12 protein-coding genes are annotated in these 7,512 nt (G+C 40.0%); 4 read left to right on the top strand and 8 right to left on the bottom strand.

The window, feature by feature from the left end; all coding sequences use genetic code 11:
- Nucleotides 1–27: 27 nt before the first annotated feature.
- Nucleotides 28–1,215 carry an ABC transporter permease gene (locus ABEV15_RS09065; protein ID WP_498853000.1) on the bottom strand — a complete coding sequence of 396 codons (1,188 nt, stop codon included), beginning with the start codon at nucleotides 1,213–1,215 and terminating at the stop codon, nucleotides 28–30.
- Entirely contained in the window at nucleotides 1,205–1,948 is a 744-nt protein-coding gene (locus tag ABEV15_RS09060) for an ABC transporter ATP-binding protein (RefSeq protein ID WP_498852999.1), read from the bottom strand. The genes ABEV15_RS09065 and ABEV15_RS09060 overlap by 11 nt, the downstream gene beginning before the upstream one ends.
- Before the next feature lie 404 nt (nucleotides 1,949–2,352).
- Between ABEV15_RS09060 and ABEV15_RS09055 the strand changes: the two genes are divergently transcribed.
- A complete protein-coding gene (locus tag ABEV15_RS09055) occupies nucleotides 2,353–2,772 on the top strand; it encodes an HIT family protein (RefSeq protein ID WP_498852998.1) in 420 nt (139 codons plus the stop codon).
- Nucleotides 2,773–2,816: 44 nt separating this feature from the next.
- On the opposite strand, the gene ABEV15_RS09050 is transcribed toward ABEV15_RS09055, so the two are convergent.
- Nucleotides 2,817–3,650: a peptidylprolyl isomerase gene (locus ABEV15_RS09050; protein WP_498852997.1), complete on the bottom strand. Its 834-nt coding sequence runs from the start codon at nucleotides 3,648–3,650 to the stop codon at nucleotides 2,817–2,819.
- Nucleotides 3,651–3,815: 165 nt separating this feature from the next.
- On the opposite strand from ABEV15_RS09050, the gene ABEV15_RS09045 reads away from it, so the two are divergent.
- The gene (locus tag ABEV15_RS09045; protein ID WP_429631248.1) at nucleotides 3,816–3,908 is read left to right on the top strand and encodes a YjcZ family sporulation protein; all 93 of its coding nucleotides are present in this window, start codon (nucleotides 3,816–3,818) and stop codon (nucleotides 3,906–3,908) included.
- Between the two features lie 35 nt (nucleotides 3,909–3,943).
- Here ABEV15_RS09045 and ABEV15_RS09040 read toward each other — a convergent pair whose 3' ends face one another.
- The gene (locus ABEV15_RS09040) at nucleotides 3,944–4,123 is read right to left on the bottom strand and encodes a hypothetical protein (RefSeq protein WP_429631246.1); all 180 of its coding nucleotides are present in this window, start codon (nucleotides 4,121–4,123) and stop codon (nucleotides 3,944–3,946) included.
- Nucleotides 4,124–4,260: 137 nt separating this feature from the next.
- Here ABEV15_RS09040 and ABEV15_RS09035 point away from each other — a divergent pair, with 137 nt between their 5' ends.
- Nucleotides 4,261–4,602, top strand: coding sequence for a YhaI family protein (locus tag ABEV15_RS09035; protein WP_429631244.1), 342 nt, complete (start codon nucleotides 4,261–4,263; stop codon nucleotides 4,600–4,602).
- Here ABEV15_RS09035 and ABEV15_RS09030 read toward each other — a convergent pair.
- Nucleotides 4,582–5,181, bottom strand: a complete 600-nt coding sequence (locus tag ABEV15_RS09030; protein ID WP_429631242.1) for an HTH-type transcriptional regulator Hpr — start codon at nucleotides 5,179–5,181, stop codon at nucleotides 4,582–4,584. The genes ABEV15_RS09035 and ABEV15_RS09030 overlap by 21 nt on opposite strands.
- Before the next feature lie 134 nt (nucleotides 5,182–5,315).
- Here ABEV15_RS09030 and yhzF point away from each other — a divergent pair, with 134 nt between their 5' ends.
- Nucleotides 5,316–5,498, top strand: coding sequence for a membrane protein YhzF (gene yhzF, locus ABEV15_RS09025; protein ID WP_429631240.1), 183 nt, complete (start codon nucleotides 5,316–5,318; stop codon nucleotides 5,496–5,498).
- 43 nt (nucleotides 5,499–5,541) lie between these two features.
- Here yhzF and ABEV15_RS09020 read toward each other — a convergent pair whose 3' ends face one another.
- From ABEV15_RS09020 to ABEV15_RS09010, 3 genes are all read right to left on the bottom strand, one after another.
- Complete coding sequence (locus tag ABEV15_RS09020) at nucleotides 5,542–6,063, bottom strand: tryptophan transporter (protein ID WP_429631238.1); 522 nt, start codon at nucleotides 6,061–6,063, stop codon at nucleotides 5,542–5,544.
- 98 nt (nucleotides 6,064–6,161) lie between these two features.
- Nucleotides 6,162–7,238: a 3-phosphoserine/phosphohydroxythreonine transaminase gene (gene serC / locus ABEV15_RS09015; protein ID WP_429631236.1), complete on the bottom strand. Its 1,077-nt coding sequence runs from the start codon at nucleotides 7,236–7,238 to the stop codon at nucleotides 6,162–6,164.
- Between the two features lie 103 nt (nucleotides 7,239–7,341).
- Nucleotides 7,342–7,509, bottom strand: a complete 168-nt coding sequence (locus ABEV15_RS09010; protein WP_429631234.1) for a sporulation YhaL family protein — start codon at nucleotides 7,507–7,509, stop codon at nucleotides 7,342–7,344.
- Nucleotides 7,510–7,512: the final 3 nt, after the last annotated feature.

The following is a 7,512-nucleotide window of genomic DNA, read 5'->3' as shown; positions in this document are numbered from 1 at the left end:
CATGCCGAGCACACTAAAAGAAGCGGTTCAAGCCGCTTCTCGTTTTTTTCCTACATAAAGCATCATCGCTATATAACATACTAAAACAATAAAAAACGTCGATAGCATAGTGAAAACGCCATGAACCATATATGCAAGCAAAGCGAAGATAGACGCTTGACTCATCCCAATAGCAAACAATACGCGCATAAATGATCGTTGCGCTTCTATAGGCGACAGAGGATAAAGCAATAAAAGCGGGTGCCCACGATGGTACGAACGAAGCGAGAACAGTTGAACGGCTGTTGCATACGAACATAAAAGCGCAAACCACTCCACACCGCGAGGCAACGTAAAAATGAAAACACCACCAATTGCCGTCAAGCGAACGAACAAACCAAAATAGTCGCCCGCACGAAAAAATGTGCGCACATACAAATACGTATACGGTCGCATATGCCAACGATCAAGCAAATGGAAAACGAAATGAAGCCACATTCGTTTTTTTACCGTGTTTTTGATGTGAGGCACATCAACAAACGCATGCGCCAAGCGATAAAATGTTTGCATCCGTCTCCGTTCATCAGCAAGCAACTGCTCCCATTGAAGCCCAACTTTTTTTCCTCTACGCTCTACATATGACGCAATGACAATCATAAGCAAAATAATGATCGCCATAAATCCGTATTGCTTCACAAGCAAAAAATAAAAAAACAACACGTTCATTAAAAAACGAACGAACAACGGAAAGAGATGGCGCCCTATTCGTGCATCTTCATTCCATTGAATGAACATATTCCACCCTTTCAACGCCATCATCGCAATCATGACGACCAAAGGTGACTGCTCCGAAAACTTTAAATGGAGAGGAAGAAGCGTAACGAATACAATGAAGGAAACATACAAATGAACGAAAAAGCTATATATGCTTGCGCGCCAAAAATACGGACGAAGCTGTTGCTCTAACGGAAGAAGAAACACCGCATCCGCTTCCTTTAATAACGTGCGCACCCCGCTTTGTGTGCTAAATAAAGCGAACATAAACGCAGCAATCACGGCATACGGAAACGATATGAGTTCCTCGACCGCTCGCTTATAAACAACAGCCCCTCCCCCTATCCCGATAAACAAGACGAGCAATAAATGATCATTAAACATATGCCGACCATATCGTCTCACTTCTGCTACATAAGCAATAAACCGCTTTTTCCACAACTGTTTCCCATCAATCATCATTCGACTCTTCCTTCGTTAATTCGATATATATATCATCTAACGTAGCGTGAGGCATATGCAATTGCTCTTGAAGCATTGGTAATGATCCGCTTGCTTTTACTTGGCCGTTATGCAAAATGACAAACGAATCGCAGTATCGCTCTGCTGTCGCTAAAATATGCGTCGACATCAAAATGCCAGCTCCTTGCTTTTTTCGTTCATCAATAAGTTGAAGCAAGGCTTGAATGGCGAGCGGATCTAATCCGACAAACGGCTCATCAATAATGTAAAGCGGAACGTCCACTAAAAAAGCGCACATAATCATCACTTTTTGTTTCATTCCTTTTGAAAAAAAAGCAGGAAACGCGCCTAATTTTTTCTCAAGCCGAAACGCCTTTAGCAATTTAGGCACACGTTGTTCATATTCCTCATCACGTACACCGTACGCCATAGCAGTCAGGCGCAAATGTTCTTCTAGCGTTAATTCTTCGTACAACGCGGGCATTTCAGGAATGTATGTAAATTGTGCGCGATATTGTTTTGGGTTCTGTTGAAACGCCATTCCTTTCATCGTAATCGTTCCTTTGCGCGGTTGCATCAACCCGATGATATGTTTAATCGTCGTACTTTTTCCTGCTCCATTTAGCCCGATTAATGCAACAATCTCCCCTTCATGTACAGTAAACGATACGTCGTCTAAAACGTCTTGTTTCGTATAGCCTCCAGATATATGATCAACTTGTAATAACGCCATCATCGCTTTCCTTTCTTATATCATTATTTTTTATTTTAACAAATGAATAACGAAAAGAAAAACGGGTTATGATAAGTAGCGAAGAGGGACAAACAAGTAGCAAGTCGCAGTGAGCAACAAAGCAAGTTCAAGAACACGATGAAATGAGGTGTCTACGGGCCGCACATAAGCTAGCCTGTAACAACGAAAGCACTCCCTTAAAAAAGGGATGGTCATCTTGAACAACGTCGTACTCACAAACGCGTAACTGATTCTACTCGTAAATGAGGTGTTTCTAAAAGACACGTAATCATGAAGTTCCCTCTTCAATGGGCAGGATGCGATGCGCATCCTGCTCTTTCCGTTTTCCGAACAGCAATCGTGTGGTAAAATAAAGACAAACTGGAAAGAAAGGTGGCGTTATGATGAGCGACTGTATTTTTTGTAAAATTATAAACGGTGACATTCCTTCGGCAAAAGTATTTGAAAATGATCATGTCATCGCCTTTTTAGACATTAGTCAAGTGACGAAAGGGCATACGCTTGTCGTACCGAAAGTACATAAAGAAAATATTTATGAATTAACGCCAGAAATGGCTCAACGTGTATTTGAAGTTGTTCCTACGATCGCTAATGCGATTCGCGAGCAATTTTCCCCTGTCGGCGTAAATATTTTAAGCAATAACGGAGAATTTGCGGGCCAAACGGTGTTCCATTATCATATGCACATCATTCCGCGCTACGGTAAAGGAGATGGATTTGGTGCGGTATGGAAATCACATCAAAGCGACTATACGTTTGACGAGCTGAAAGACATTGCCGCACAAATTAAACAAGCCTTATAAAAAAGAAGGTGTCCAACGCGGACACCTTCTTTTTACACATCTGTTTATTCGCTCTTTAGCGCATCTTTTAACGCTTTGTCTTTAATGTCTACATTTGCGTCTTTCATCAGCTCATCTAACTTCGATTGCACTTTCGATGTATCGAGCTTACTTTTCTTTACTTCGTATTCGATTTCTTCCCTCATTTCATCAAACGACTTTTTCTTTTCTTTATCTGTCACTTTAATGATATGGTAACCAAATTGCGTTTTCACCGGATTGCTAATTTCACCGACGTTTAACGTATAAGCTGCCTTTTCAAATTCTTCGACCATTTTTCCAGGTCCAAACCAACCTAAATCTCCGCCATTTTGTGCCGACCCTGTATCTTTTGAATATTGTTTCGCTAATTTCGCAAAGTCTTCGCCTTTCTCCAATTTCGCTTTAATTTCTTTTGCTGTTTTTTCGTCATCGACTAAAATATGGCTTGCTCTCACTTTCGGCTTATATTCATTGTAATATTTTTTCAATTCTTCATCCGTTACTTTGATGTCGTCCATCGCTGCTTTTTGTCGCAACAAATCGAGTTTCACCATTTTGCGAATCGCTTCTTCTCCGCTTTGTTGCACCGCTAAGTCATATTGAACGCCATACATCTCTTTCAAATTTTCGATTTCTTGGTCGATTTCTTTATCCGTTACTTTAAATTTTTTACTTAGCACTTTTTCATGCACAAGATCGCGCAAAACTTCTTTACCATACCGCTCTTTCATTTCGTTGTACAATTCTTCTTTTGTAATGTTGCCTTCCTTCGTTTCGACGACAACTTCTGATCCGTTATTACAAGCCGAAAGCGCAAGCATCGCTGCTGCCGACATAGCAACTGTCCATTTTTTCATTACCTCACAACTCCTATCTATAAATGTACACAAAACATACTATACCATATTTTTTCCGAAAGCTAAAATAAAGTATCATTGCGCCCATACCTTTTTGCTTCTTTTGACATACAATACATTGTCAAAGCGTTACAACGCCTTCATATATGAAAGGAGGTGTCGTCCATGGGTGCTGGCGTAGGATATACAAACGGATTCGCGTTAATCGTCGTGTTGTTTATTTTATTAATTATCGTTGGAGCTGCTTGGTTATACTAACCGAAAGAAAGCTGACAGGGACACTGTCAGCTTTTTTACGCAAACAATACTTCGATATAAGAAGAAATAAGTAAAATGGTAATAAGGACATTAATCGTGCGAAATACTTTTGGTTGCTTTTCTTCGGGTATTTCTTTTTGAATACAAAGTGAATTCGTGAACTGATTAACCAGAAACAATACGATAGTCGCAAGGGGTATAAAATAAAGCGCCAAACCAAGTCCCCTCCTGTTTTATGTATTTACTCCCCTACTTTACAACGATTTTTTCGATAAATCAATAATGGACATTTCATTTGTGCAACAATTCCTGTAAAATAATACATACAAGTACACAAAAGGAGTTTCGAAAGATGAGTATTGAACAACGCATTGAAAAACTCGAATATTATTGTTCGCTTATGTTGGACATGATTGTTCCTGAAAAAAAGCCGTTTTACGCGCTTGTCATCCGCTATGGTTTAACGAAACAAGAAGTGGAAGACACATTACGTCTTTGCGAACAGTTAAGCGAGCAATATAAGCAACAAAAAGAGGAAGGCTTCGTTATCTTCACCACGCTCTTTACTGAATTTGCGGGTGCGCTTCATCCGAACCTTCCACTTGCTGAAACGATTGATGCGTTAAAACAGCAACAGCTATTTGTTCCGCTTATGACAGAGTTTCAACGCCTATTACATACGCTCAACGAATGAAGTGATTTCTGTTTGTTGCTCATCTTTCTTTTTTAACTTTCCGTTTTCTTCAACAAACTCTCGTTCAATATTTTCAAAGGAACGTTCAAAAATTTCCATAAAATCGTCTCCATACACATTTCGGGTCATACACATCATTTCTAACATTTCTGGAAATTTTCCATACAGCTCGTAAAGTGGTTGAATCCCTTGAAGCACAGACGTCCGTTTCGGATCGTATGACTCTATTAATTTCAATAAAATGTCTTCCCCTTTTTTTGTCAATTCAATATACGTATTTCGTTTATCGTCTTCCTTTTTCGAAAATGACAACAACCCACGCTCTTCTAATTTTTTTGAGAAGTTAAAGGCGGTCGATACATGCATCACTCCAAACTTCGCAATTTCAGAAATGGAAGCCCCTTTCAAATGGTATGCAATCCATAAAATATGATGTTCGTTAATGTTTAAATCAAACGGTTTAATCCATTGCTGCCAATCTTTTTCGATTGACTTCCATAACGCTTTGCTTAGTTGCGCTACCCTTTGACTAAATAACATCGCCTCTTTAACAGAATAATGTCGTTCCGTACTTTTCATCTCTCCACCCACTTTTCATATTTCCTTCTTTTTATCTTTTATTATGCCAGTAAAACAATAAATAATAAAGTATTAAATATTAGAATTTTTTAATAAATTTAAATATCAAATTTTTTAGATTAGGAGGAACAGCTATGGTGATCGCAACGGCAACGCTTGGGCTCATCTTTTTATATTTGACGATTGCCACATTTTCTATGTTGAATAAAGCGCGCATGTATCCACCAAAAAAAGTGTTAAAGCAGCGCATAAGTGTGTTTGGAAGCCTTGCCATTTTTTTTATCGCCATCACCTTTTTACTCGTTCGCCTGCAGTAAGAACGATATAAGGAAAACCCGATCATAAACGATCGGGTTCTTTTTATTGTTGTGGAACGGTGTATGTTCGTCTCATGAGCGACTGCACGATCGGATAAATGACGGTCATCGCAATCGTATTGACAAACGCCGTTGGAACGACAACAGCGACGAACAATCCGCTAAACGTTGTTCCGCCTGGTAAACCAACAACTGCTAATGCGACAGCTAAAAATGTCGCCCCAGAAATCAATGTGCCCACCGCAGTAAGCAATGCGGCTTTCATTGGCGTTGCTTTCGTCTTAAACAACATAAACAATCCGAAAAAGAGCGCGGCTGTCACTACTTTATCAACAACGTTCGGAACAAATCCCCCTGGGAAACTTGTCGTCACCCCAGAAATGATGCCCGTTGCAATGGCTAATAAACTAACAGCCGTTTTGTTCGGGACGAGCATAATTCCTAAAAACATCATTGTCAACATCATATCGGGCTTCATCCCGAAGAAAAATCCCGGAATAACAGCGTGCAACACCGCACCGATCCCAACAAAAAGCGATAATAAGACTAATGTTCTCGTATTCATTTCTCATCTCTCCTCATCTCATTCTTTTCTCTGCTCAGCTTGTAAACAAGTTTAACAATATTATAGCACTTTAGAGTGTCAAGGTAAAATAAAAATTTTCAAAAAATATTTTTCCGGAACGTTTCCATAAATTGTACTAGCGCTTCGCACGCCTCCATGTCAACCGCATTATAAATCGATGCGCGACATCCGCCAACGGAACGATGACCAGCTAACCCGATCAATCCTTTTTCTTTTGCTTCTGCTAAAAATTTCTTAGTGAGTTCTTCATTTGGTAACGTAAATGTGACATTCATATGCGAACGGCTCTCTTTTTTTGCATGTCCTTGATAAAAACCGTCGCTTTCATCAATACAACGATACAACATCGCTGCTTTTTCCGCATTTTTCTTTTCGATCGCTTGAACGCCGCCTTGTTCTTCGACCCACTCAAGTACGAGCGATAACATATAAATCGCAAACGTTGGCGGCGTATTGTACAATGAACGGCTTTCGCTATATGTGCGATAGTTTAACATCGTCGGCAAATGGTCGTCTCCTTTCGCTAACAAATCTTTACGAATGATGACAACCGTCACACCTGAAGGACCTAAATTTTTTTGCGCACCAGCGTAAATGAGCGCAAAACGATTCACATCAATGTCACGGCTTAAAATATCGCTCGACATATCCGCAATTAAATCAACAGACACATTCGGAAATTCGCGCCATTGTGTCCCTGCAATCGTGTTGTTTGACGTAATATGCAAATAAGCAGGGCGTTCGGATAATTCGATATTCGTCGGAATATATGTATATTTCTCCTTTTTCGATGAAGCTGCGACGTGCGTTGCCCCTACTTTTTCTGCCTCTTTCATCGCTTTATCCGACCATGAGTCCGTTAAAACGTAGTTGCCGACTTCCCCTTCTTTTAATAAATTCATCGGCACCATCGAAAACTGCAAACTCGCTCCCCCTTGTAAAAAGAGCACATCATGTGTGTCTGGAATGTTCATGAGCTTGCGCAACAACATCTCGGCACGCCCATGCACCGCATCATATTCTTTGCTTCGATGGCTTAACTCCATGACAGACATACCTGTTTGTTGAAAGTTGAGCAATTCTTTTTGTGCTCGCTCTAAAACAGCAAGCGGCAAAGCAGAAGGCCCTGCATTAAAATTGTACGCTCGTTTCACGATTTTCTCCCCCTCATGTCATGTAATAATATATATCCTAACATGAAACACAAAAAAATGAAGAAAATTTTTTGTGAATTTTTTAAAAAAGAAAAGACCTTGTTTATTCCAAGGCCTTTTGTCGCTGTTCACGCGCTTGCCGAATACGTTCCATATACACTTCCCCTTCTCTTTCTAACAACTTTTCATCTATTTTCTTTTCTTCTCTTGCTGTGCGAATCGCCATATATCCGCTAATAACAATACCTGCAAGAAGCAATGTAATAAGCATGTG

The organism is Bhargavaea massiliensis (assembly GCF_050480245.1).
Lineage (GTDB): Bacteria > Bacillota > Bacilli > Bacillales > Anoxybacillaceae > Anoxybacillus.
This window is presented reverse-complemented; position numbering and strand designations above follow the sequence as displayed.

Bases quoted from the DNA above. Each gene is read 5' to 3' on its own strand.
- ABEV15_RS09065 (WP_498853000.1), bottom strand. From the start codon at position 1,215: ATGATGATTGATGGGAAACAGTTGTGGAAAAAGCGGTTTATTGCTTAT.
- ABEV15_RS09060 (WP_498852999.1), bottom strand. From the start codon at position 1,948: ATGGCGTTATTACAAGTTGATCATATATCTGGAGGCTATACGAAACAA.
- ABEV15_RS09055 (WP_498852998.1), top strand. From the start codon at position 2,353: ATGAGCGACTGTATTTTTTGTAAAATTATAAACGGTGACATTCCTTCG.
- ABEV15_RS09050 (WP_498852997.1), bottom strand. From the start codon at position 3,650: ATGAAAAAATGGACAGTTGCTATGTCGGCAGCAGCGATGCTTGCGCTT.
- ABEV15_RS09045 (WP_429631248.1), top strand. From the start codon at position 3,816: ATGGGTGCTGGCGTAGGATATACAAACGGATTCGCGTTAATCGTCGTG.
- ABEV15_RS09035 (WP_429631244.1), top strand. From the start codon at position 4,261: ATGAGTATTGAACAACGCATTGAAAAACTCGAATATTATTGTTCGCTT.
- ABEV15_RS09030 (WP_429631242.1), bottom strand. From the start codon at position 5,181: ATGAAAAGTACGGAACGACATTATTCTGTTAAAGAGGCGATGTTATTT.
- yhzF (WP_429631240.1), top strand. From the start codon at position 5,316: ATGGTGATCGCAACGGCAACGCTTGGGCTCATCTTTTTATATTTGACG.
- ABEV15_RS09020 (WP_429631238.1), bottom strand. From the start codon at position 6,063: ATGAATACGAGAACATTAGTCTTATTATCGCTTTTTGTTGGGATCGGT.
- ABEV15_RS09010 (WP_429631234.1), bottom strand. From the start codon at position 7,509: ATGCTTATTACATTGCTTCTTGCAGGTATTGTTATTAGCGGATATATG.